The 24,046-nt window shown below is 55.3% G+C and carries 22 protein-coding genes; 9 read left to right on the top strand and 13 right to left on the bottom strand.

Annotated features, from left to right (window positions below; genetic code table 11):
• Positions 1-317: 317 nt before the first annotated feature.
• From nth to rsxD, 4 genes are read right to left on the bottom strand one after another with little or no spacing between them, the layout of a single operon-like run.
• The gene (gene nth / locus ACX1CU_RS12125) at positions 318-953 is read right to left on the bottom strand and encodes an endonuclease III (RefSeq protein ID WP_459398571.1); all 636 of its coding nucleotides are present in this window, start codon (positions 951-953) and stop codon (positions 318-320) included.
• The gene (locus ACX1CU_RS12120) at positions 950-1,651 is read right to left on the bottom strand and encodes an electron transport complex subunit E (RefSeq protein WP_459398570.1); all 702 of its coding nucleotides are present in this window, start codon (positions 1,649-1,651) and stop codon (positions 950-952) included. The genes nth and ACX1CU_RS12120 overlap by 4 nt, the downstream gene beginning before the upstream one ends.
• Entirely contained in the window at positions 1,648-2,277 is a 630-nt protein-coding gene (rsxG, locus tag ACX1CU_RS12115) for an electron transport complex subunit RsxG (RefSeq protein ID WP_459398569.1), read from the bottom strand. Before rsxG ends, ACX1CU_RS12120 begins: the two co-directional genes overlap by 4 nt.
• 9 nt (positions 2,278-2,286) lie before the next feature.
• Complete coding sequence (gene rsxD, locus ACX1CU_RS12110; RefSeq protein ID WP_459398568.1) at positions 2,287-3,372, bottom strand: electron transport complex subunit RsxD; 1,086 nt, start codon at positions 3,370-3,372, stop codon at positions 2,287-2,289.
• 377 nt (positions 3,373-3,749) lie between these two features.
• On the opposite strand from rsxD, the gene ACX1CU_RS12105 reads away from it, so the two are divergent.
• On the top strand, positions 3,750-4,643 hold the full coding sequence (locus tag ACX1CU_RS12105) for a helix-turn-helix domain-containing protein (RefSeq protein ID WP_459398567.1): 894 nt from the start codon (positions 3,750-3,752) through the stop codon (positions 4,641-4,643).
• Positions 4,644-4,675: 32 nt separating this feature from the next.
• Here ACX1CU_RS12105 and rsxC read toward each other — a convergent pair whose 3' ends face one another.
• The 7 genes from rsxC to ACX1CU_RS12070 all read right to left on the bottom strand — a co-directional run bounded on the left by rsxC (position 4,676) and on the right by ACX1CU_RS12070 (position 13,558).
• The gene (gene rsxC, locus ACX1CU_RS12100; RefSeq protein WP_459398566.1) at positions 4,676-6,997 is read right to left on the bottom strand and encodes an electron transport complex subunit RsxC; all 2,322 of its coding nucleotides are present in this window, start codon (positions 6,995-6,997) and stop codon (positions 4,676-4,678) included.
• The gene (gene rsxB / locus ACX1CU_RS12095) at positions 6,990-7,565 is read right to left on the bottom strand and encodes an electron transport complex subunit RsxB (protein ID WP_459398565.1); all 576 of its coding nucleotides are present in this window, start codon (positions 7,563-7,565) and stop codon (positions 6,990-6,992) included. The genes rsxC and rsxB overlap by 8 nt, the downstream gene beginning before the upstream one ends.
• Complete coding sequence (gene rsxA / locus ACX1CU_RS12090; RefSeq protein ID WP_037399631.1) at positions 7,565-8,146, bottom strand: electron transport complex subunit RsxA; 582 nt, start codon at positions 8,144-8,146, stop codon at positions 7,565-7,567. Before rsxA ends, rsxB begins: the two co-directional genes overlap by 1 nt.
• A gap of 113 nt (positions 8,147-8,259) precedes the next feature.
• Positions 8,260-8,700: a DUF2569 domain-containing protein gene (locus ACX1CU_RS12085; RefSeq protein WP_459398564.1), complete on the bottom strand. Its 441-nt coding sequence runs from the start codon at positions 8,698-8,700 to the stop codon at positions 8,260-8,262.
• Positions 8,701-8,825: 125 nt separating this feature from the next.
• Positions 8,826-10,238, bottom strand: coding sequence for a glycoside hydrolase family 1 protein (locus tag ACX1CU_RS12080; protein ID WP_459398563.1), 1,413 nt, complete (start codon positions 10,236-10,238; stop codon positions 8,826-8,828).
• 111 nt (positions 10,239-10,349) lie between these two features.
• Positions 10,350-11,855, bottom strand: a complete 1,506-nt coding sequence (araA, locus tag ACX1CU_RS12075) for an L-arabinose isomerase (protein WP_459398562.1) — start codon at positions 11,853-11,855, stop codon at positions 10,350-10,352.
• Positions 11,856-11,884: 29 nt separating this feature from the next.
• Positions 11,885-13,558, bottom strand: a complete 1,674-nt coding sequence (locus ACX1CU_RS12070; protein WP_459398561.1) for a ribulokinase — start codon at positions 13,556-13,558, stop codon at positions 11,885-11,887.
• Positions 13,559-13,915: 357 nt separating this feature from the next.
• On the opposite strand from ACX1CU_RS12070, the gene ACX1CU_RS12065 reads away from it, so the two are divergent.
• From ACX1CU_RS12065 to ACX1CU_RS12035, 7 genes are all read left to right on the top strand, one after another.
• Positions 13,916-14,899 carry an arabinose ABC transporter substrate-binding protein gene (locus tag ACX1CU_RS12065; RefSeq protein ID WP_459398560.1) on the top strand — a complete coding sequence of 328 codons (984 nt, stop codon included), beginning with the start codon at positions 13,916-13,918 and terminating at the stop codon, positions 14,897-14,899.
• A 58-nt stretch (positions 14,900-14,957) separates the two neighbouring features.
• Positions 14,958-16,481: an L-arabinose ABC transporter ATP-binding protein AraG gene (gene araG, locus ACX1CU_RS12060; protein ID WP_459398559.1), complete on the top strand. Its 1,524-nt coding sequence runs from the start codon at positions 14,958-14,960 to the stop codon at positions 16,479-16,481.
• Between the two features lie 17 nt (positions 16,482-16,498).
• A complete protein-coding gene (gene araH, locus ACX1CU_RS12055; protein ID WP_459398558.1) occupies positions 16,499-17,482 on the top strand; it encodes an L-arabinose ABC transporter permease AraH in 984 nt (327 codons plus the stop codon).
• A 161-nt stretch (positions 17,483-17,643) separates the two neighbouring features.
• Positions 17,644-18,561, top strand: coding sequence for an arabinose operon transcriptional regulator AraC (gene araC, locus ACX1CU_RS12050; protein WP_459398557.1), 918 nt, complete (start codon positions 17,644-17,646; stop codon positions 18,559-18,561).
• A 79-nt stretch (positions 18,562-18,640) separates the two neighbouring features.
• Positions 18,641-19,681: an oxidoreductase gene (locus tag ACX1CU_RS12045; protein ID WP_459398556.1), complete on the top strand. Its 1,041-nt coding sequence runs from the start codon at positions 18,641-18,643 to the stop codon at positions 19,679-19,681.
• A gap of 77 nt (positions 19,682-19,758) precedes the next feature.
• Positions 19,759-20,754: a bile acid:sodium symporter family protein gene (locus tag ACX1CU_RS12040; RefSeq protein WP_459398555.1), complete on the top strand. Its 996-nt coding sequence runs from the start codon at positions 19,759-19,761 to the stop codon at positions 20,752-20,754.
• A gap of 16 nt (positions 20,755-20,770) precedes the next feature.
• On the top strand, positions 20,771-21,079 hold the full coding sequence (locus tag ACX1CU_RS12035; protein WP_459398554.1) for an NIPSNAP family protein: 309 nt from the start codon (positions 20,771-20,773) through the stop codon (positions 21,077-21,079).
• A gap of 20 nt (positions 21,080-21,099) precedes the next feature.
• Here the strand turns inward: ACX1CU_RS12035 and ACX1CU_RS12030 are convergent, their stop codons facing one another.
• A complete protein-coding gene (locus ACX1CU_RS12030) occupies positions 21,100-21,840 on the bottom strand; it encodes an SDR family oxidoreductase (protein WP_459398553.1) in 741 nt (246 codons plus the stop codon).
• A gap of 110 nt (positions 21,841-21,950) precedes the next feature.
• Between ACX1CU_RS12030 and ACX1CU_RS12025 the strand changes: the two genes are divergently transcribed.
• Positions 21,951-22,862: a LysR family transcriptional regulator gene (locus tag ACX1CU_RS12025; RefSeq protein ID WP_459398552.1), complete on the top strand. Its 912-nt coding sequence runs from the start codon at positions 21,951-21,953 to the stop codon at positions 22,860-22,862.
• Between the two features lie 41 nt (positions 22,863-22,903).
• Here the strand turns inward: ACX1CU_RS12025 and add are convergent, their stop codons facing one another.
• The gene (gene add / locus ACX1CU_RS12020; protein ID WP_459398551.1) at positions 22,904-23,902 is read right to left on the bottom strand and encodes an adenosine deaminase; all 999 of its coding nucleotides are present in this window, start codon (positions 23,900-23,902) and stop codon (positions 22,904-22,906) included.
• Positions 23,903-24,046: the final 144 nt, after the last annotated feature.

The following is a 24,046-nucleotide window of genomic DNA, read 5'->3' as shown; positions in this document are numbered from 1 at the left end:
TGCTATTTATACTTTATGCAGTTCATATCAATGGATGGGCGAAATAATGCGAATGATCATTGTGCATAAAACATTGTTTGTAAAATTATAGAAATTTGAAAAAACCGAGAGGGTATGTAAATAGGATGTGATCGTGAGAACGAGATGTTGCTGGCAAATTTTGACTCATTTTTTTCTTAAAAATAACGCAACAATGCATTTTTCAGCAAAAATTTGTCGGTAAGAGGGAGTGAATCGCTACGCGGTATGCCGTTCAGTTAAGCAGAAAGTTGCATAACTGACCGGCCAGCCTCAGGCATGTTTGAATGGGTGGGTTATTACAACTCTGTTTTGCCATCGTATTCGCACAGATCTTCAATCATGCACGAGCCGCAGCGCGGTTTGCGCGCGATGCAGGTATAGCGCCCATGCAGGATCAGCCAATGGTGGCAGTCCACTTTGAAGGCGGCAGGGACCACTTTCAGCAGTTTTTCCTCCACCTGCTCAACGTTTTTCCCTGGAGCAAAATTCGTGCGGTTGCAAACGCGGAAAATGTGCGTATCCACGGCAATGGTCGGCCAGCCAAAAGCGGTGTTAAGCACCACATTGGCGGTTTTGCGGCCCACGCCGGGCAAGGCTTCCAGCGCAGCGCGATCTTCCGGCACTTCAGAACCGTGTTTTTCCAGCAGAATACGGCAGGTTTTAATCACGTTCTCGGCCTTGCTGTTAAATAGGCCGATGGTCTTGATGTACTCTTTTACACCATCGACACCCAGAGCTAACATAGCAGCCGGAGTGTTGGCGATCGGGTAGAGCTTGGCGGTTGCCTTGTTGACGCTGACGTCGGTGGCCTGTGCGGAAAGCAGCACGGCAATCAGCAGTTCAAAGGGCGTGCTGTAAACCAGTTCCGTAGTCGGATGCGGGTTGTTGTCGCGTAAACGGGTAAGAATTTCCAGGCGTTTTTCTTTATTCATGACGCTTTCTCTGCGTGTCCCTGTGCCATTTGGTCTTCAGCCTGCAAAAGTTTTGCCTTGCGCGCCTTCATTTTTTCATCGATCACATATTTGGTTGCCAGCATCAGCCCTAGGCCGATAAAGGCTCCCGGTGGCAGCATCGCCAGCAGAAAGGGGGTGTCGAAATGCACCACTTCAATACGCAGCACCTTGGCCCAACTGCCCAGCAGCATATCGGCACCATCAAACAGGGTGCCGTTGCCAATCAATTCGCGCAGCGAGCCGAGTACGAACATGGCACCCGTAGCTCCCAGGCCAATGGCGACGCCATCAACTAAGGCTAAACCGACCGGTTTTCTCGCGGCGATGGCCTCAGCACGGCCTACCACGATGCAGTTGGTGACGATGAGCGGGATAAAAATCCCCAAAGACTGATAAAGACCAAACGCGTAAGCGTTGATCAGCATCTGCACGATGCTGACCGCCGCTGCGATGATCATCACATAAATCGGAATACGCACTTCGCTGGGCACCCAACGGCGCAGGGCCGAGATAGAACCGTTGGTGATGGTCAGCACCAGCGTGGTAGCCAGCCCCAGCCCCAGCGCGTTGGTGGCGGTTGAAGTCACGGCCAGCAACGGGCATAGACCCAATAATTGCACCAGCGCAGAGTTGTTTTTCCACAGCCCCTGAACGATTAACTCTTTGACTTCACTCATTCGTTGGCTCCACAGGCAGGTAAGGTGTCCAGTTTAGAGGGCAGCGTTTCCATATACAACGCCGTACGGCGCACGGCATTAACCACTGCGCGCGGGGTGATGGTGGCACCGGTGAACTGATCGAACATACCGCCGTCTTTCTTCACCGCCCAGCGGCTATCATCGGGGCCTGCAACTTTTTTACCGCTAAAGGAGGAGATCCAGTCGGAAATACGTAATTCAATTTTATCGCCAAGCCCTGGCGTTTCGTGATGCTCCACCACGCGGGTGCCGAGCACGGTGCCGCTGAAATCAGCGCCTACCAGTAATCTAATCGCGCCGGAGTAGCCGTCCGGGGCGGTGGTTTCTAGCGCCGCGGCCACCGGCTGGCCATTTTTACGCGCCAGATACAGATGATGCGGCGCGCCATTGCCTAACGCTGGATCGCTGACCACCAAGCATTCGCTTTGCATATCGTTATCGTAATATTCCGGCGGCACCACCTGATCCAGCAACGCTTTCTGCTGGAGCGCCGCTTGGTGGGCAATGGTGGTTTTGGTCAGGGTGTAGACCATCGCGGTCAAGCCGGTGGTCACCGCGGCAAACACCGCCAGGGTGATGCCATGCTTTTTCATTGAATTCAGCATGATGATTCCTCAGCGGTGGCCATACACGCGCGGCTGCGTGTAGTGATCGATTAACGGCACGGTGATATTGGCCAGCAGCACGGCGAAGGCCACACCGTCTGGGTAACCGCCATAAACGCGGATCAGCCATACCAGCAAACCCACCAGCGCACCATAAATCAGCCGGCCTTTTGGCGTAGTGGAAGCGCTGACCGGATCGGTAGCGATAAAGAACGCCCCCAGCATGGTGGCACCCGAGAACAGATGGATCAACGGCGATGCCTGCTGCGCGGGCTCCAGTAGCCACGCCAACCCCGAACACAGTGCAATCGCGGCCAGCATACTGAAGGGGATTTGCCAGTGAATCAGCCTGCGGCCCAGCATAAACAGGCCCCCGGCCAGAAAGCCCAAGTTAATCCACTGCCAGCCGATACCGCCAAGCGCACCGCCAAACAGCGGTTGCTGCAACACCTGTTCCACAGAATGGCCGCTGCGCAGACCGGTTTTAAACCCGTCGAGCGGCGTTGCCTGGCTGATACCGTCAACCCCCAGCTGTAGCTGATGGATAGTTGCCCCTTGGGCGGTGTGGCCAGTGAAAATACTCAGTAGGGTATCTTGCAGCGATAGCGCGGTGGCGCGTAGTTCATCCGGCGGTAGCCAACTGGTCATTTGCACCGGGAAGGAGATCAGAAGTACCACGTAGCCGACCATGGCCGGGTTGAACGGGTTCTGCCCCAGGCCACCATAGAGTTGCTTGGCAATGACAATCGCAAACAAGGTCCCGATCACGATCATCCACCAAGGGGCAAGAGGTGGTAGGCTGATCCCCAGCAACAGCGCGGTAAGCAGGGCCGAGTTATCCGCCAAGCGGGCGCGTACCGGCTGTTTGCGCAGCGCCAGAACCGCGGCTTCTGCCAGCAGCGCCGTCACCATCGCCAACGCCGTTTGCACCAGGTTGCCATAACCAAAGAACCACACCTGCGCGGCCATGCCGGGAATGCAGGCCAACATCACCCACAGCATGATCCGGCGGGTGCTTTGCTGGTTATGGGTAAAAGGGGAACTGGCGATGTGTAAGCCTTTGGTGGCTGTTTGTTGTACCGGCCTGAACTTCATAGAGTCACTACCATTTCTTTGCCATGTTATCAGCACGTTCACAGCGCCCTTGCTACAGGCACCGAGGGAAATTACAGCGCTGCATTCTACCTCATTCATACCTAGGGTAATACGTGCTAATCATAAGGATATTCAGGTTTAAGACTTTGCTGCCAGGAAGAGCGCTCGTCAATGGCACAATGGGTTTTTTTTCGCCATAAACATGCGCTAGGTTAATCTGATATTGAGCGTTTTCGCGTATAAAACGTTCGATAACGATCGGTACAGGTACGACTAACAGGTTATTTTGGTGGCGATTATCCGCACAAAATAACAACATTCATATAATCTAGATAGGTTACTATCCCAGGTATTATTAAGTTGGCGAACAAATAATAATGACTAATGAAGACATTTTTTTTATTGAAGAACTGATTGAGTGGGTAGAAATTCATCTGGAAACGCGGCCCAATCTTGATGAGGTCGCACGGATTTCCGGTTATTCCAAATGGCATCTACAGCGCAAATTCAAACGTATTACCGGCATCCAGCTTGCCACCTACATTCGCTCACGCATTCTTACCCGCGCCGCTGTTGCCTTGCGCATCACCAACCGTTCGATTATTGATATTTCGGACGAACTGGGTTTTGACTCTCAGCAGACCTTTACCCGTATGTTCAAACAGCGATTCGGCACCACGCCAAACCGTTACCGCACCATGGATAAATGGGATGTGAAAAACCTGATGCCGCGCTTCAACTTCGATGCGCGTTATGAAGCGGGTTTTTACCCGGAAGTGAAACGGCTGACGCTGCCGGATATGCATCTGGTGGGGTTCACGCGTGAACTGGAGTTTGAGGCTTCGGAAGAGATGGAGCTTTCTTCATGTGTGGCGATGAAAACCGAGATTTTTAAAGATTTTTTCAGAGGCCTGAATGTTGAATGCCATAAGGTGTTCAGCATCCACTCTTCGCGTGAGTCTGCTGATGACGAGTGTTTATCCACACATATCATGGCGGTAGAACCCGAGCATAAGAAAGATATTCTTTCCGGCCATAATATTGATAATATTCATGTTCCTGGGCGGGAATATATCTCCATCAGTCATCAGGGAACGGCGAAAGAGTGCGGTCAGTTTGTTTCTTACCTGATTGCCAACGTGAGGCCCGGGTTGCTTAATGAGGTAAAAGGCAGCGTGGAGATGGAAATGCTCGAAGCCAAAGAGTGGCAACAGGATGCGAAACTGCGCCAGATTGATATCAATTACACCTATCTGATTTCCATCGATTAAACGGGGCCTTGCGTTCTGCAAGGCTCCTTTCACTACTCTTTATCTGCGGTGGCGAGTTGCTGGGCAGCCTTCTTGGCCTTCACGCGAGCGATGGCGGCGGCCACAGCGGCTTTGCGCGGATCTTCCTCTGCGATTGGTTCAGCAGGTTCAATAGCGGTAGCTGATGATTCCTGCTGTGCGGCTTTCTTGGCCTTCACGCGAGCGATAGCGGCGGCTACAGCGGCTTTGCGCGGATCGTCTTCTGCGGCAGGCTCAGCCGGTTCAATAGCGGTAGCGGATGATTCCTGCTGTGCGGCTTTCTTGGCCTTCACGCGGGCGATAGCGGCGGCGACCGCAGCCTTGCGCGGATCTTCCTCTGCGATTGGCTCAGCAGGTTCAATAGCGGTAGCCGGTGATTCCTGCTGCGCGGCTTTCTTGGCCTTCACGCGAGCGATAGCGGCGGCAACCGCAGCCTTGCGCGGATCTTCCTCTGCGATTGGCTCAGCAGGTTCAATAGCGGTAGCCGGTGATTCCTGCTGCGCGGCTTTCTTGGCCTTCACGCGGGCGATGGCGGCGGCAACCGCAGCCTTGCGCGGATCTTCCTCTGCGATTGGCTCAGCAGGTTCAATAGCGGTAGCCGGTGATTCCTGCTGTGCGGCTTTTTTGGCTTTTACGCGAGCGAGTGCGGCAGCAACCGCAGCTTTGCGTGGATCAGCTTCTTCCGTTGCCGGAGTTACTGGGGTTTCCGTTGGCACTAACTGAGCTTTGCGTTCTCTGGCCTGCGCTTTTCGTGCTTCGCGAGCGGCAATGACGGCACTGTTGTCTGGCACCAGCCCGGTAATGATCATGCCTGCGGCTTCACTTTTTTTGCTGCGCACGCGCGCCAAGGCGGCGCTGACGGCATCTTGATCGCTGTCAGTCAGTTTCACTGCGGCTTTTTTATGGCGATCTTCCCGCGCCAGCTTTTCCCGCTCTAATCGGGCCAGTTTGGCTTCATAACGCGCCTTGGCTTCTGCGGCGCGTGCCGCTTCCTGATCCAGTGCTTTGATCTCGGCCTTTTCCTGGCGGTAATACTGCACCAGCGGAATATTACTTGGGCAAACATAAGCACATGCGCCACATTCAATGCAGTCGAACAGATTATGGTTGCGCGCTTTCTCGTGTTCGTCACCTTTACTGAACCAGTAAAGCTGCTGCGGCAGCAACCCGGCTGGGCAGGCATCGACGCACAGCCCGCAACGGATGCAGGATTGCTCCTGTTCCTGCGGGGCCATTTCGTTGATCGTTGGGGCCAGCAGGCAGTTGCTGATTTTGACTACCGGCACATTCAGCGAAGGCAGGGTAAAGCCCATCAGCGGGCCACCCATAATCACCATCTGCTGTGGTTGCGGCTGGAAACCGCCAAACGCCAATAGATGCTGAACCGGTGTACCGAGGCGCGCCCAGACGTTGCCGGGTTGGCTCATCGCTTCACCCGTCAGGGTCACCACACGTTCAATCAGCGGTTCACCATCGATAATCGCGCGCTTGATGGCGAACGCGGTGCCGACGTTTTGCATCAACACGCCGATGGAGGACGAATGTTTACCGTGCGGCACTTCTTTGCCGGTCAGGATCTTGGTTAACTGCTTGGCCCCGCCGGAAGGGTATTTTGTCGGGATCACCCGTAATTCTATGCTTGGATGAGCGCGTAATGCGGTTTTTAGGGCGGCAATCGCCTGCGGTTTGTTGTCTTCAATGCCGATCAGCGTCAACTTAGGTTGCAGCAAATGGCGCAGGATCTGGGTGCCTTCAAGGATCTGGTCGGCATGCTCCTGCATCAGCCGATCGTCGGCGGTAATGTAGGGTTCACATTCGGCAGCATTCAGGATCAGCGTTTCAACCTGGTGGCTACCGCCCTGCAACTTACTGGCGGTGGGGAAGCCCGCACCGCCCAAGCCCGCAATCCCGGCCTGGTGGATACGCTGGATCAGCTCTTCCGCATCCAATTGGCGGTAATCCGCCACCGGCGTCAGTTCACACCAGCGGTCTTCGCCGTCCGGCTCGATGATCACGCACAGCTCTGCCAATCCTGAAGGGTGGGCAGTGACATGGGGTTCAATGGCGCGGATGGTGCCCGACGTCGGTGCGTGCACCGGCAACGTGCGGCCACGACCAAAGGTCAGCGGTTGGCCTTTCAATACGCGATCGCCAGCCTTAACGCACAGCTCGCCTTCCGGCCCCAAATGCTGTTGCAGCGGGATGATAAATACGGCAGGCAGAGGAACCACGCGCAGCGGCACACCGCTGGATTGGGTTTTCATTTCAGGTGGATGAATACCACCGTCGAAATCCCAAATCCGGTCTTTTTTAAAGGCGGTGAACAGATTAAACATGTGGCTCCACGTGAATCACTTGCACCGGAATCGCCTGCATATCCCACTTCCAACTGGCGGTAGTGGTGGCGACCGGTTTCATTTCAATACAATCGGTTGGGCAGGGCGCGACGCACAGGTCGCAGCCGGTACAGAGATCGGTAATCACCGTATGCATGGCGCGCGTTGCGCCAACAATGGCATCAACCGGGCAGGCTTGAATGCATTTGGTGCAGCCGATGCAGTTGGCTTCATCGATAAACGCCACTTTGCGCACCGGCTCGGCCACCGCTTCGCCGCCGTCTAGCGGCTGCGGTTCAACGTTGAGCAACTCGGCCAGCTTCAGCATCACCTGCTCGCCACCGGGGGCACATTTGTTGATCATCTCGCCGTTGGCGACGGCTTCGGCATACGGGCGGCAGCCGGGATAACCGCATTGACCACACTGGCTCTGCGGCAGGATCTCATCCACCTGCTCGGCCACCGGATCTTCTTCCACTTCAAAACGGCGCGCGGCAAAGCCCAGCACCACGCCGAACAGCAGGCCTAATGCACTCAAGGCGGCAATCGCTATCCACAACGCGGTCATTAGAATTTCACCAACCCGGTAAAGCCCATAAAGGCCAGCGACATCAACCCGGCGGTGATCAGCGCGATCGAAGAACCACGGAAAGGGGCCGGGACGTCGGCGACCGCCAGGCGTTCACGGATGGCGGCAAACAGCACCATCACCAGCGAGAAGCCTGCGGCGGCGCTGAAGCCATAGACCGCAGACTGCAAGAAGTTATAGCCCAGATTGACGTTAAGCAGCGCAACGCCCAGCACGGCGCAGTTGGTGGTGATCAACGGCAGGAAGATCCCCAGCAGGCGATACAGCGCCGGGCTGGTTTTGCGCACCACCATTTCGGTAAATTGCACCACAACGGCGATCACCAGGATGAAGGACAGCGTGCGCAGATACACCAGATCCAGCGGGATCAGGATAAAACTGTTGATGAGCCAGGCGCAGACAGAAGCCATGGTCATCACGAAAGTGGTGGCCATGCCCATGCCGATGGCGCTTTCCAGTTTTTTGGAAACGCCCATAAATGGGCACAGGCCCAGAAACTTCACCAGGACAAAGTTATTCACCAGCACGGTGCCGACAAACAGAAGCAGGTATTCGGTCATTGCGATGCCTAAAAAAATAAAAGCCGCCTATTATCGGGAATTGGCGGCATAACGACAACCGATGAATCGCAGGGGTATAGCGCTTTTTTGTGTCTTTTGATGAAAATTCGCGCTTACTGCTCGGTGAATGTGCCTTTTACGCGCTTGGAGCGCTTGATATAGGGCACCAGCAAGGCGGCCATCAGCAGCGGCCACATAAGGCTGCGCACCGCCATTTCATCCGATACCGGAGAGAAAGCGAAGGCTTTGATCGCCAACAGCACGGTGATCAGCAACCAGAGCAGAAACAGCTTCGGGAAGCGCTGCGAGCGCTGGCAGAACAGCCACAGCAGATACAGGGTAAAGCACCACATCACCAACGCGGTGAGCACCGAGAAATACCATTGCAGGGTAAACGCCTGGGCGTTGGTGATCAGGTATTCGCGTGATTCCGGCTTAAAGATTGCCATACCGTACAGCAGTAACATCAGGCTGGCGCTAAGCAGGGTGACGATCAGATAGGCCATGGGTGCCAGCAGCCAACCGCCGATGCGGGAGTATTCAGCTTGAGTCATAACGGTATCCTGAGTGACATGATTTAGCGTGATAAGCCGCATAGCTTAACGGGTAATCGCCGGTTCGTCATCAATGTCAATCAGATAGGGAAGGGGCACAACATTGTGCGCCCCTGATCGTAGGATTACCGCTCCGCCCCATTGCTACCAATCAGCTTCTGATACCAGAAGAAACTTTTCTTACGCTGGCGCGCCAGACCTTTGTTGTGATCCACATACACAAAGCCATATTGTTTCTGGAAGCCATTGAGCCAGCTCAGTAAATCGATAAACGACCACGGATAGTAGCCGCGCACGTCCGCGCCTTGCTTGATGGCATCTTCAATCGCCCCAATGTGCTGGCGCAGATAGTCGATACGATCGTCATCCACCACTTCGCCATCGATAATCGGGTCTTTGGCACCCAGGCCGTTCTCGGTGATATACATAGGAATATCGCCGTAACGCGCCTTGATGTTCATAATGCCTTCGGTCAGGCCCTGCGGGTAAATCTCCCAGTCCCAGTCGGTATAAACCCCGGTCGGGTTACGCACAAATTTGAACAGCCCTTTGAAACCGAACTCGTTACCCTGCTGATGGCCTTTGCCTTTTTCGCCGGAGGTATTCATGGTCAGGTGTGACTCATGCTCATTGGCGGCGATGGTTTCACGCTTATAGTAATTCAGGCCGATAAAGTCACAGATATTATCGCGCAGCAGCTGTTCATCGCCCGGGGCAAACTGTGGCACTCCCCACACCGCCTGCGCCTGTGCCAGCAGTTCTGCCGGGTATTCCCCTTTCAGCACCGGATCGTACAGCCAGTGGGTGAAAATGCCTTCTGCCAACTGATAGGCGGCCAGATCTTCTGGCGATTGGCTGAGCGGGGTATGGGTTTGCAGCACGTTCACAAAGCCGATCTTGCCATCGATACCGCTGGTGCGGAATGCTGCTACCGCTTTGGCGTGGGCGACAAACACGTGGTGGCAGGCTTGTAGCGCCCGCGCCGGGCTTTTCACACCCGGTGGGTGGCCGCCGGTGATGTAGCCGAAGCCGATAAAGCACACGGTTTCATTGAAGGTTGACCAGAGTTTGACACGATCGCCGTAGCGCTGGTAGCACAGGCGGGCGTACTCTTCGAAGGCTTCCGCAGTGCTGCGGGCTTCCCAGCCGCCTTCGTCCTGCAACGCCTGCGGCAGATCCCAGTGGTACAGGGTGATCATCGGTTCGATATTGTGTTCCAGCAATGCATCGATCAGATCGCTGTAGAACTTGACCCCGGCTTCGTTGATGGTGCCACGGCCTTGCGGCAGCAGGCGCGGCCATGAGATGGAGAAGCGGTAGCTCTGCATGCCCATCTCCGCCATCAGCGCGACGTCTTCACGGAAACGATGATAGTGATCGACAGCCACGTCGCCATTAGTGCCTTGATACGTGGTGCCGGGCAGGTGGGAGAAGGTATCCCAGATAGAAGGGCCTTTACCGTCAACATCATGCGCACCTTCAACCTGATACGCTGCGGTAGCCGCGCCCCAGAGAAACTCTTTCGGGAAAGCAGACATAACTATTCTCTCTCTTGTGGAAGATAACAAACCAACATTGAGGATAGTTTATGTGGATCAGAAATGTGTTTGCAACCGGTTTCTGAAACCGGTTGCAGTTTTGCGGCAGGGTTAACGGCGATTCAGTTGGTAATAGACTTCATTCCAGCGGATTTCGTTCTTGAAGGCCGGTAGGGTGGTGGCATGATCAATCAGCAGGAACTCGATGTTATGCATCTCGGCATACAGGCGCAGATAATCGGCATTAACCGCCTGCGAGAACACCGTATGGTGCGCACCACCGCCCAGGATCCAGGCTTCTGCCGCCGTTGCCAGCGTTGGCTGCGCCCGCCAGATGGCACGGGCCACCGGCAGTTTCGGCATGGGGTGAGGTTGCTCAATCGCATCGACCTGATTTACCAGCAGGCGGAAACGATCGCCCATGTCGATCAGGCTGGCATTTACCGCCGGGCCTGCCGGAGTAGAGAAAATCAGGCGTGCCGGATCGGCTTTGCCGCCGATGCCCAGGCGCTGAATATCCAGCAACGGTTTTTTCTCTTTGGCGATTGATGGGCAAACTTCCAGCATATGTGAGCCAACCACCAGATCGTTACCCGGTTGGAAGTTGTAGGTGTAATCCTCCATAAACGACGTGCCGCCGTTCAACCCAGAACCCATCACTTTCAGAATGCGCAGCAGGGCAGCGGTTTTCCAGTCGCCCTCGGCGCCAAAGCCGTAGCCTTGCTGCATCAGGCGTTGCACCGCCAGCCCAGGTAGCTGTTTCATGCCGTGCAAGTTTTCAAAATTGGTGGTAAACGCGTGGAACTTACCCTGCTCCAGGAAGCGTTTCATCCCCAGTTCGATACGGGCGGCGTCAAGCAGGTTTTCACGTTTCGCCCCATGGCTTTTTACCACATCGGCCAGTTCATAGCTGGCTTCGTACTCTTCGATCAGCGTATCGACTTCGCCTTTGCCCACTTCGTTGATTACGCTAACCAAATCACCGATACCATAGGCATTAACCGAATAACCGAACTGGATCTGCGCGCCCACTTTGTCGCCGTCGGTCACCGCCACTTCGCGCATGTTGTCACCGAAACGGGCCACTTTCAGCTGTTGGCTCTCTTGTTTGGCTGCCGCCACCCGCATCCACTGGGCGATGCGCTGATGCGCAGCAGGATCCTGCCAATGACCGGCGATCACGCTGTGCTGCTGGCGCATACGTGCGCCGATAAACCCGAATTCGCGGCCGCCGTGCGCGGTCTGGTTGAGGTTCATAAAGTCCATATCCATGCTGTTCCACGGAATTTCAGCGTTGAACTGGGTATGGAACTGCAACAGCGGCTTATGGAGGATCGACAGCCCGGCAATCCACATTTTGGCCGGTGAGAAGGTATGCAGCCAGGTGAGAATGCCGATGCAATCCTGGTGATAGTTGGCATCGCGGCAGACGGCGGTGATTTCATCCGGGGTGGTAACCAAGGGTTTCAGCACCAGTTTTACCGGCAAGCCCGCTTCGCGATTCAGGCTGTTGACCACCTGTTCGGCGTTTTCTTTCACTTGTTGCAAGGTTTTCGGGCCATACAGATGCTGGCTGCCGATCACGAACCAGACTTCACGCTGCTTAAAGACGTCCATCAAAGACTCCTGATAATAGGGTTAGTGTATTAATGCTGTGCGGCATAGCGCGGCTCAGCGGCCTGGCACCACTGCTGATAACGCTCATACAGTTGCTGATAACGTGCCGCGCGCTGTGGGTCGGGCTGTAAGGTGCGTTCGATGCTGCAAGCCATCTGCCGTTGTGCCTGCGGGACATCGCTGAAGTGCCGAGCGGCAACGGCGGCGAAGATCGCCGCCCCCAGCGCGCAGCACTGATCGGAAGCGACGATCTGCAACGGACGGTTCATCACATCGGCACAAACCTGCATGATCACCGGCGATTTACGGGCAATGCCGCCTAATGCCAGCACGTTGTCGACGGGAATATCCTGCTGTTCAAAACATTCCATGATGGCGCGGGCACCAAAAGCGGTGGCGGCGATAAATCCGCCAAACAGGGTTGGTGCATCGGTGCCGAGATTCAGATCGGTGATCACGCCTTTAAGGCGCTGGTTGGCATAGGGCGTGCGGCGGCCGTTAAACCAGTCCAGCACCACCGGTAAGTGGTCGAGAGACGGGTTTTTCGCCCAGGCGGCGGTCAAGGCGGCCAACATACCGTTTTCAATCTGTTGCAGTTGGGCCTGCAACTGCGGCTGATCCTTGGCGGCCTCGCGCAGCGGCCAACTGAGCAGTTGGCTGAACCAGGCATACATATCGCCAAAGGCGGATTGCCCGGCCTCCATGCCGATGGTGTGCGGCACCACGCTGCCATCAACCTGGCCGCAGATGCCACTAATGGCGCGATCGCTCACCCGCTGACGATCGGCAATCAGGATGTCGCAGGTGGAGGTGCCAATCACTTTCACCAGCGTATAAGGCTGGGCTCCGGCTCCGACCGCGCCCATATGGCAGTCAAAAGCCCCGCCGGAAAGCACCACATTTTCAGATAGCCCCAAGCGCTGCGCCCAGTCTTTGGTGAGCGTACCTACGGGCAGATCGGCGGTGTAAGAGTCGGTAAACAGCGGATAGGGCAGATCGCTCACCAACAGCGGATCCAGCGCGGCGAAGAACGCTTTTGGCGGCAGGCCACCCCAATCTGGGTGCCACAGGGTTTTATGCCCCACGCTGCAACGGCCGCGTTTCAGTTGCTGCGGTGCGGTGGTGCCGGAAAGCAGCGCTGGCACCCAGTCGCACAGCTCTACCCAAGAGGCTGCGGCTTGACGGACGGCGGCATCCTGGCGTGAAACATGCAGGATCTTAGCCCAAAACCATTCAGAGGAATAAACGCCACCGATGTAGCGCGAATAGTCAGGGAAATCGCCGCTGCGGCACAGTTGGTTAATGGCCTCGGCTTCTTCAATCGCGGTGTGATCTTTCCACAGCACGAACATGGCGTTGGGGTTGTTGGCAAATTCCGGACGCAGCGCCAGCACATCGCCGTTTTCATCGATCGGTGCGGGGGTGGAACCGGTGGAGTCGACGCCAATGCCGATCACCGCTTGCCGCTGTGCCGGGCTCATACGCTGCACCACGGCAACAATCGCTTGTTCCATGGCTTCGATATAGTCAAGCGGATGGTGGCGGAACTGGTTCTCCGCAGCGAGGCAGAATTCACCGCGCTGCCAGCGAGGGTAGTAGACCACCTCGGTATCCAGTTCATTGCCGTTATGACACTCGACAGCCAGTACCCGTACTGAATCGCTGCCAAAGTCCAGTCCCAGGGTGATCGCGCCTGCCGTCATGATGCTGACTCCTTAGTTGTTAGACAGTGGTTAACGATAGGAGCGCTGGCGGCAGGCAGGTGAGGAGCGGTTAGCTGGAAGTATGCACTTTTCTGCTTCCTACAGTGATTTTGTGATAGGGGTCAAAAGTTATCGACTGGCCAAATTTGCTGAATATATGGAGGTATCTGCTGTTATTCCTGGATGTGATAGCGCTCTACATTTGAGTAACAAATACCCGTTAAAACTGATCCCGTCTTACTGTTGAGATCGGAAGATGGCGCGCAATAAGCGCTACGCCGGGATACACACCCTAATGATAACGTTTTCACAGCAAGCCAGTTTCAAGTTGTAGAAAACAATACAGCGGAGAGCATCATGCATAAATTCACTAAGGCACTGGCGGTAATCGGTTTGACGGCGGTTATGTCACATTCGGCTATCGCCGAGACCATGAAGCTGGGCTTTTTAGTCAAACAGCCAGAGGAACCCTGGTTCCAGACCGAATGGAAATTTGCCGATAAGGCCGGTAAAGATCTCGGGTTTGAGGTGATCAAAATCGCCGTGCCGGACGGTGAGAAAACCCTGAACGCCATCGACAGCCTGGCGGCCAGCGGGGCGAAAGGTTTTGTGATCTGCACGCCCGATCCGAAACTCGGCTCGGCGATCGTTGCCAAGGCGCGCAGTTACGATCTGAAAGTGATTGCCGTTGACGATCAGTTCGTCACCGCCAAAGGCGCACCGATGGACAGCGTACCGCTGGTGATGATGGCGGCGACTAAAATCGGTGAGCGCCAGGGCCAGGAACTGTGGGGCGAGATGAACAAACGCGGCTGGAAAGTTGCCGAAACTGGCGTAATGGCGATCACCGCCGATGAGCTGGATACCGCCCGCCGCCGCACCGGTGGTTCGATTGCAGCGCTGAAAGCTGCGGGTTTCCCAGAAAAGCAGATCTATAAAGTGCCTACCAAATCCAACGATATTCCAGGGGCATTCGATGCCGCCAACTCAATGCTGGTACAGCACCCTGAAGTGAAAAACTGGCTGATCGTCGGCATGAATGACAACACCGTGCTGGGCGGCGTGCGCGCCACCGAAGGCCAGGGCTTTAAAGCACCGAACGTAATCGGCATTGGCATTAACGGCGTTGATGCGGTCAGCGAACTTTCGAAAGCACAGGCGACCGGTTTCTACGGCTCCCTGTTACCAAGCCCGGATATCCACGGTTACAAGAGCATCCAGATGCTGCATAACTGGGTAGAAAAGGGCGTGGAACCTCAGAAATTTACCGAAGTCACCGACGTGGTGCTGATCACCCGCGACAACTTTAAAACCGAACTGCAGAAAAAAGGCCTGATGTAATTGTTGTGCCGCCTGCAACGTGCAGGCGGCTCTGTGTCAACACCATGAGGAAAGCATTATGACCGCCGTAACGCCCTATTTGGCTTTCAAAGGCATCGGTAAAAGCTTCCCCGGCGTAAAAGCACTGGATGACATCAGCTTCAGCTGTCAGGCCGGGCAGATCCACGCGCTGATGGGGGAAAACGGCGCGGGCAAATCCACGCTGCTGAAGATCCTCAGCGGCAATTACGCCCCGAGCCAGGGTGAAATCATTCTCAACGGCCAGCCGGTTCAGTTCAGCAACACCACCGAAGCGTTGAACGCCGGTGTGGCGATTATTTATCAGGAATTACATCTGGTGCCGGAAATGACGGTGGCCGAGAACATCTATCTTGGCCAACTGCCTACCAAGTTCGGGCTAGTGGATCGCAAACTGTTGCGCTACGAAGCCGGGCTGCAACTAGAGCATCTCGGCCTGGATATTGACCCGGATACGCCGCTGAAGTACCTGTCTATCGGCCAGTGGCAAATGGTGGAGATCGCCAAGGCGCTGGCGCGCAATGCCAAAGTCATTGCCTTTGACGAACCCACCAGTTCGCTGTCTGCCCGTGAGATTGAACAACTGTTCCGGGTGATCCGCGAACTGCGCGCCGAAGGGCGGGTGATCCTGTACGTCTCGCACCGCATGGAGGAGATTTTTGCCCTCAGCGATACGATTACCGTGTTTAAAGATGGCCGCTATGTGCGCACGTTCAGCGATATGCAGCAGGTAAACAACGCTCAACTGGTGCAAGCGATGGTGGGCCGCGATCTCGGCGACGTTTATGGCTATCAGCCGCGCGAATTGGGCGCTGTACGCTTGCAGCTCGAAGGTTTCAAAGCCATGGGGGTGAAAACGCCAATCGATCTTAGCGTGCGTGCCGGGGAAATTGTCGGCCTGTTTGGCCTGGTGGGGGCCGGGCGCAGCGAACTGATGAAGGGGATTTTTGGTGCCACAGCGGCCAGCGCTGGCCGTTTGACGCTGGATGGGAGTGCGCTGACGATCCGCTCACCGATCGATGCCATCCGTGCCGGGATCATGCTGTGCCCGGAGGACCGCAAGGTCGACGGTATCATTCCGGTGCATTCGGTGCGTGACAATATCAACATCAGCGCGCGCCGCAAAAGCATCAAGGCCGGTTGCCTAATCAATAACGCCTGGGAAACCAGCAACGCCGATCACCACATCCGTGCGCTCAATATTAAAACGCCGAGTGCCGAACAGCTGATTATGAATCTTTCCGGTGGCAACCAGCAGAAGGCGATCCTTGGCCGCTGGCTGTCGGAAGAGATGAAGGTGATCCTGCTGGATGAACCAACGCGCGGTATTGACGTTGGGGCAAAACATGAGATTTACCATGTGATCTATCAGTTGGCGCAGCAGGGGATTGCCGTGCTGTTTGCTTCCAGCGATTTGCCGGAAGTGCTGGGGCTGGCGGATCGCATCATCGTGATGCGTGAAGGGGCCATTTCCGGTGAGTTAAGTCATGAAAATGCCACTGAGGAACAAGCCCTCAGCCTGGCGATGCTGAGTACCCCTAATATCGCTGCGGCGGTGGCCTGATTGTGAAGGAGAAAGAGATGTCGACCATGACGACCGAATCTGTAAAAAACCGCAGCGGCCAAGGGCTGGTGCGGATCTGGGACAGCTACGGCATGCTGGTGGTGTTTGCGGTGCTGTTTATTGCCTGCGTGGTGTTTGTGCCGAACTTCGGCAGCTTTATCAATATGAAAGGCTTAGGTCTTGCGATCTCCATGTCCGGTATGGTGGCCTGTGGCATGTTGTTCTGCCTGGCTTCTGGCGACTTTGATCTGTCGGTTGCCTCGGTGATCGCCTGCGCCGGTGTAACCGCCGCGGTGGTGATCAATATGACCGAAAGCCTGTGGATCGGCGTCACGGCGGGGCTATTACTGGGCGTGCTTTCCGGGCTGATCAACGGTTTTGTGATCGCCCGGCTGAAAATCAACGCCCTGATCACCACGCTGGCCACCATGCAGATCTTCCGTGGGTTGGCCTATATCATTTCCGACGGTAAAGCGGTGGGGATCGAGGACGAGCGCTTCTTTATGCTGGGCAACACCAACTGGCTGGGGCTGCCTGCGCCAATCTGGCTCACCGTGGTCTGCCTGATCCTGTTTGGCTTTCTGCTGAACAAAACCACCTTTGGCCGCAATACGCTAGCGATTGGCGGCAACGAGGAAGCGGCTCGCTTGGCTGGGGTGCCGGTGGTGCGTACCAAGATCATTATCTTTGTGCTTTCTGGGCTGGTATCTGCCGCTGCGGGCATTATTCTGGCTTCGCGCATGACCAGCGGCCAACCGATGACCTCCATCGGCTATGAACTGATCGTGATTTCTGCCTGCGTGCTGGGCGGGGTATCGCTCAAAGGCGGTATCGGCAAAATTTCCTATGTGATCGCCGGGGTGCTGATCCTGGGAACGGTGGAAAACGCCATGAACCTGCTGAATATCTCGCCGTTCTCGCAATATGTGGTACGCGGCGTGATCCTGCTGGCGGCGGTGATTTTTGACCGCTACAAACAGAAAGCCAAAAGCACAGTGTGAAGGACGGCGCAGTTCGGTTATCGATCTGAGCAGTATTCACTCTGGCTGGTAAACTAGCATGTGGTTTGGTGCAGGAGTTATTTTGTAGCACGCTAAGTTCCCTCTCCCTGTGGGAGAGGGTCAGGGTGAGGGGATATAGGCACGATACTTTCGGAGGCCAGATGTACCATCGCATAGTTCAGGAACCTCAACCGAATCCGCTATTGCCGGGTTACACCTTCAACGCCTATCTGGTTGCCGGGCTGACGCCGATCATGGCCGATGGGCCGCTGGACTTCTTTATCGATCGCCCTGGCGGAATGAAAGGCTATATCCTTAATCTGACCATCAAAGGCCAAGGTAAAGTCTTTGACGGCGAAGATACGTTGTACTGCAATCCGGGCGATTTGCTGCTGTTTCCGCCCAAGGCAGCGCACTATTATGGCCGCTCGCCAGAAAGCGACTGCTGGTATCACCGCTGGGTCTATTTCCGCCCGCGCGCCTATTGGGCCGACTGGCTGGAGTGGCACAGCAAAACCCATGAAGTAGGCCGCCTGACGTTGCCCAACAACAACCTGCTGCTGGAGTTTGACCGGCTGTTTGCCAATATTGAACAAACTCAGCGTTCTGGCCGCCGCTTTGCCGAAGAAATGGGTATGAACCTGCTCGAGCGCCTGCTGCTGCGGGCAATGGAGGAAGATCCTCTCAGCCCGCAGAAAATCATGGATCCAAGGGTGATCGAGGCCTGCCAGTTTATTACCAGTAACCTGGCCGGTGAGCTGCGTATTGATGAAGTGGCGCGCCATGTTTGCCTGTCGCCTTCGCGCCTGGCGCACCTGTTCCGTGAGCAGGTGGGGATCAATATCCTGCGCTGGCGCGAAGATCAGCGGGTGATCCGCGCTAAACTGTTGTTGCAGACCACGCAGGAATCGATCGCCACCATCGGCCGTGTGGTGGGGTATGACGATCAGCTCTATTTCTCGCGGGTATTCCGCAAGCGCGTCGGCGTCAGCCCAAGCGATTTCCGCCGCCGCAGCCTGGAAATCAATTATCCGGCGAACGGCTTTGGCGATCGCGCTTTAGCAGCGGCATCGCGTTAACGCTAAATTTACTGCTTGTGACCGCCTGCGCCATGGTGTCAAATCGACCTTATCGATGTGTACGTAAAAGAGGAACACCATGGCTGAAAAAATCCGCGTTGGGCTGGTCGGTTACGGCTACGCCAGTAAAACATTCCACGCACCGCTGATCGTGGGGACGCTGGGTATGGAACTGGCTGCCGTTTCCAGCAGCGATGCCGCTAAAGTGCATGCCGACTGGCCGTTGATGCAGGTGGTGAACGACCCGCAGGCACTGTTTAACGATCCGTCCATTGATCTGATTGTGATCCCAACCCCGAACGATACGCACTTCCCCTTGGCACAGCAGGCAATGGCCGCAGGCAAACATGTGGTGGTCGACAAACCCTTTACCGTGACGTTGTCACAAGCGCAGCAACTGCAACAGCAGGCGGAACAGAGCGGCCTGCTGCTGTCAGTCTTCCATAATCGCCGCTGGGACAGCGACTTTCTGACGCTAAAAGCGTTATTAAAAGAAGGCTCGCTCGGGGAGGTGGTGTACTTCGAATCCCACTTCGATCGCTTCCGCCCAGAAATACGCCAGCGCTGGCGTGAACAAGCTGGAGCGGGCAGCGGTATCTGGTACGACTTGGGGCCACATCTGATCGACCAGACGTTGCAACTGTTCGGCAAGCCGGAAACGCTGTTTGTCGATCTCGGCGAGTTGCGCCCAGGTTCACAGTCAGTAGATTACTTCCATGCGGTGCTGAATTACGGCAAGCGCCGCGTGGTGCTGCACAGCACGGTACTGGCACCTGCCGCCACTGCGCGTTATATCGTGCACGGTACGCAAGGCAGTTTCGTCAAGTTTGGTCTGGATCCGCAGGAAGACCGCCTGAAGGCCGGGGAACGTTTGCCGCAGGAGGATTGGGGTTACGATATGCGCGACGGCGTGGTGACGTTGTCACGTGATGGAGCGCTGATTGAAAAACCTTTATTGACCATTCCGGGCAACTATCCGGCCTATTACGCCGCAATCCGTGATGCGATCAACGGCGAAGGTACCAACCCAGTACCGGCCAGCGAGGCGATTAGCGTGATGGAAATGATCGAGCTGGGCCTCGAATCCGCCAAACAGCAAAAAGCGCTGCCGGTCGTTTAACACCAGACGATGGGCGCAGCAGACTGCGCCCTCAACAAACAATGTGCTCAGCCCTATCTGCAAGGAATTTTGCTTACATGTCCTGGTTGCAACGTTTACGTATCGACAAGTTTTTACTGGTATTGGTGCTGGTGGTGCTTGTCGCTTCGATTTTTCCCTGTGAAGGGATATGGAAAACCTTTTTTGCCCGCCTGACCACCGCCGCGATCGCGTTGTTGTTCTTTATGCACGGTGCCAAGCTTTCACGCGAGGCGATTATTGCCGGTATGAGCCACTGGAAACTGCATCTGCTGGTGTTCCTCAGCACCTTTGCCCTGTTCCCGTTGCTGGGTTTGGCAATGAACCTGCTGGTGCCGGGCGTGATGACGCCAACCGTCTATCTGGGTTTCCTCTATTTGTGTGCGTTACCGGCGACGGTGCAATCGGCGATCGCCTTCACCTCTGCCGCTGGCGGCAATGTGGCGGCGGCGATTTGTAGCGCTTCGGCCTCCAGCATTCTCGGCGTGTTTCTTTCGCCGTTGCTGGTGGGGGCGCTGATGCATACTCAGGGCGGCGATACCGATGTGCTGCATGCTATTGGGGCGATCGTTCTGCAACTGATGGTGCCGTTTATTGTTGGTCACTTGGCCCGGCCATTGATTGGTAAATGGGTCGATCGCCACCGCAAGCTGATTAATATTACCGACCGTTCATCAATATTGCTGGTGGTGTATACCGCGTTCAGCGCGGCAGTGGTCGAAGGCATCTGGCACACCATCGATGGCTGGTCGCTGTTGACGATCCTGGTGATGTCGCTGGTGCTGCTGGCGGTGGTGTTGGTTATCAATACTTACACCGCGCGCGGGCTGGGTTTCAATACCGCCGATGAGATCACCATTGTATTTTGCGGTTCAAAAAAGAGCCTGGCTAACGGCATACCGATGGCCAACGTGCTGTTCCCGGTTGCCGCCGTTGGGGCGATGGTGTTGCCGCTGATGATCTTCCATCAGGTGCAATTGATGGTGTGTGCGGTGCTGGCGCAGCGCTATGCGCGTAAAATCGCGAAAGAACAGGCTGCTGTAACGGCTAAATAAACTGATGGAACAAGTCATGACTCAGGTAGTTGAAATTTTGCAATACCGGCTGAAAGCAGGCTCAGGCGAACGCTTTCATACCATCATGAAAGATCATAGCGTGCCATTGCATAAGCAATCTGGCCTGGTGGTGCTGGAGTACGGCATTTCACTGCATGCGCCAGACGCCTATTATCTGATGCGGCTGTTTGACGGAGTCGATGAAATGGAGCAGGTGTTGCACCATTTTTATCACAGCAACGCCTGGCTTGAAGGCCCACGGGCCGAGATTATCGCGTTGATTGAAGAAAGCCACCGCGTGGTGCTGCCTTGGCCGTACCGATAAGGAACGGCCAAGTTTGGAAGTTATAAGGTGGTCAGGCCACCGTCCAACAACAGATCGCCGCCGGTCATGTAGGTTGCTGAGCCTGCCAAGTAGAGTACCGCTTGGGCGATTTCTTCCGGCGCGGCAAAGCGCCCCATGGGGATTTGGGTGCGAATGCCATCCTGAACCGTAGCCCGTTCCTGTTCGGACATGCCTGGCCAATCAAGAATTGGGGTTTGTGTTACGCCAGGGGAAATTGTGTTAACGCGAATATGGCGTGGTGCCAGTTCTGCAGCAAAACTGCGGGCCAGCGAACGAACCGCCGCTTTGGTGGCCGAATAGACGCTGCATCCTGGCCAACCCGCATCGTGCATCATCGAGCTGGTGAGCACTACCGAAGCGCCCTCACGTAAATGGGGCAGGCAATGCTGGACGGAAAAATAGGTGCCCTTAACGTTGATATTGAAGTGCCAGTCAAAGAGATCTTCGTTGACTTCCGGCAGAAGTTTGCTTTGAAATACACCCGCATTAGCGAAAAGTAAGTCGAACTTACCAAGACGTTCCGCCACGGTATCAAAGAAGGCTTTCAGTTCCTGCGGCTGGCTGACGTCTGTCTGTATTGCCATAACGCCTAACTCACTCGCTGCCTGATCCAGCGTGCTTTTATTACGCCCGGCGATCGCAACCTGTGCCCCTTGTTGCCGCAACAGACGTGCCGTTGCCAAGCCAATACCGCTGTTCCCACCGGTGATTACCGCAACCTTGCCATCGAACTGATTCATGCTTTTATTCCCGTAAATAATTCAGGTGCCAAGTATTAGCCAGGATTAATGCCATGATAAGCTGGCAGAAAAGCATAATATTTATTCTTAAATGGCATTAATGAGGCGAAATGGATCAACTTTCAGCAATGCGAGTATTGGTGCGAGTGATTGAAAGCGGGAGTTTTACCGCCGTAGCGCGTGAGATGGGGGCTTCGCAGCCAACCATCAGCAAACAAATACGTGGGTTGGAAAAACGGCTTGGTACGACACTGCTGGCACGCAGTACACGCCATGTTGCACCCACTACCCAAGGCTTGCTGTATTATCAGGAATGCCGGGCCATTCTACAGGCGCTGGATGATGTAGAATTACGCATCGGCGCTGCTGAGGGGCAGTTGTCTGGGGTATTGCGTGTTGGCGTGCCGTCGGCTTTTGGCCGCATGGAAGTTATCCCTTATCTGGCTGCCTTTTTAGAGATGTATCCGGGATTAAAAATCGAAATATTATTGAGTGATGATATCGCCGATCTGTTGCAGTCGGGGATCGATGTCGCTTTCCGTTGTGGGCATTCGCTGCCTGAAGGGGCGGTGGCACGTAAGTTGGGCGAGATCCCCAGCAACTTGTTTGCCTCGAAGGAATACCTGGCGCGTTACGGTATCCCGCAAACGCCTGAGCAACTGACAGCTCACCATTGCATCACATATCAGAATGCCACTCTGTTACAACGTTACTGGCAACTGAAATTGCACGGTGAGGTATTTACCATACCGGTCAATGGGCAATTGAGCTGTAACAGTTCAGATGGTTTACGGGCGGCGGTGCTGAGTAATTTGGGGATCAGTTATGCCCAGCCATGGCTGTTTAAAACCGAAATTGCTGAGGGGCAAGTGGTAACTCTGCTTCCCGATTACCATTTATCGCCAAGACCGCTGTATGCCATTTATCTGCCTGAGCGGCGAGGTAATCTGCGCATCGGGGCGTTGATGGCTTATCTGGAACAATGCTGGCGGCGTAATGGTACCTTGCCGTTGTGCGATTAAACCAATAAGAGGTGGAGATCCACCTCTTGCCAGATCGATCTTTATCCCTGAACTTTTTTACATAACGCTTGTTTTTCTGCTTCGCTAAGGAACGCCATTTTCAGGCCGTTCTCTTGTGCGGTGCGGATTTCTTGCGGCGTTAGCCCGGCCTGTGGTGCTGCCACGCGGTATTCATGTTCGATCTCGATACCCTGAACCGCCGGATCGTCGGTGTTGATGGAGGCCAATACGCCGTGGCGCAGGAAGGTTGCCAGGGGGTGCTGAGGCAGCGCAGGCACGGTGCTGGTCTGGATATTTGAGGTCAGGCAGGATTCAATGCCGATACCCTGTTCTGCCAGGAAATCCATCAGGGCCGGATCCTGCACTGCTTTAACACCGTGGCCGATACGTTCCGCACCTAATTCACGGATCGCCTGCCAGATGCTTTCCGGCCCGGCGGCTTCGCCCGCATGGACGGTAATGCGCAGGCCTGCGTCACGAGCGCGCTTGAAGTGGCTGAGGAATAGGTTACCCGGAAAACTCAATTCATCGCCAGCCAGATCTAATGCCGTGACCGCGTCACGCTGAGCCAATAGGCTTTCTAGCTCTTGCAGGCAGGCGTCTGTGCCAAAAGTGCGGCTCAGGATGCCAATCAGGCGTACATCAATATCATGATCGCGACAGCCGGAGCGGATACCCTCGATCACTGCCTCCACCACGCCAGCCACCGGCAGGCGGTGTTTCCGCGCCATGTAATAGGGGGAGAAACGCAACTCTGCATAGTGCAGCCCAGCATTGGCCGCATCCTCGACGTTTTCATACGCCACACGGCGGCAGGCATCCAGATCGCCCAGCACCGCCACGCCCCAATCCAGTTTTTGCAGGAAGCTCATCAGATCTGGTTCGGCATGGGTGATTTGCACATGCGGACGCAGCGCTGCCAACTCATTAGCGGGGAGAGCGAGATTAAACTGGCGGCCAAGATCGAGGATGGTTTGCGCTCTGATGTTGCCATCAAGGTGGCGGTGAATGTCGGTAAGCGGCAGGTTGGGATCAATCATGGCGGGCACTCGTTATGTTGTTATCGATAAAGTGCGTATCAGTATAAAAACAAAACAATGAAAATTGCCATCATGTTGCATAAAAAAGAGATATAAATCACAAAAATAGGCTGTTTGTACCTCTTATATGAGTAATAAAAGGCA

It is taken from the genome of Serratia sp. D1N4 (genome assembly GCF_054552755.1).
The sequence above is the reverse complement of the archived record's forward strand: the minus strand, read 5'-3'. Positions and strand labels throughout refer to the sequence as shown.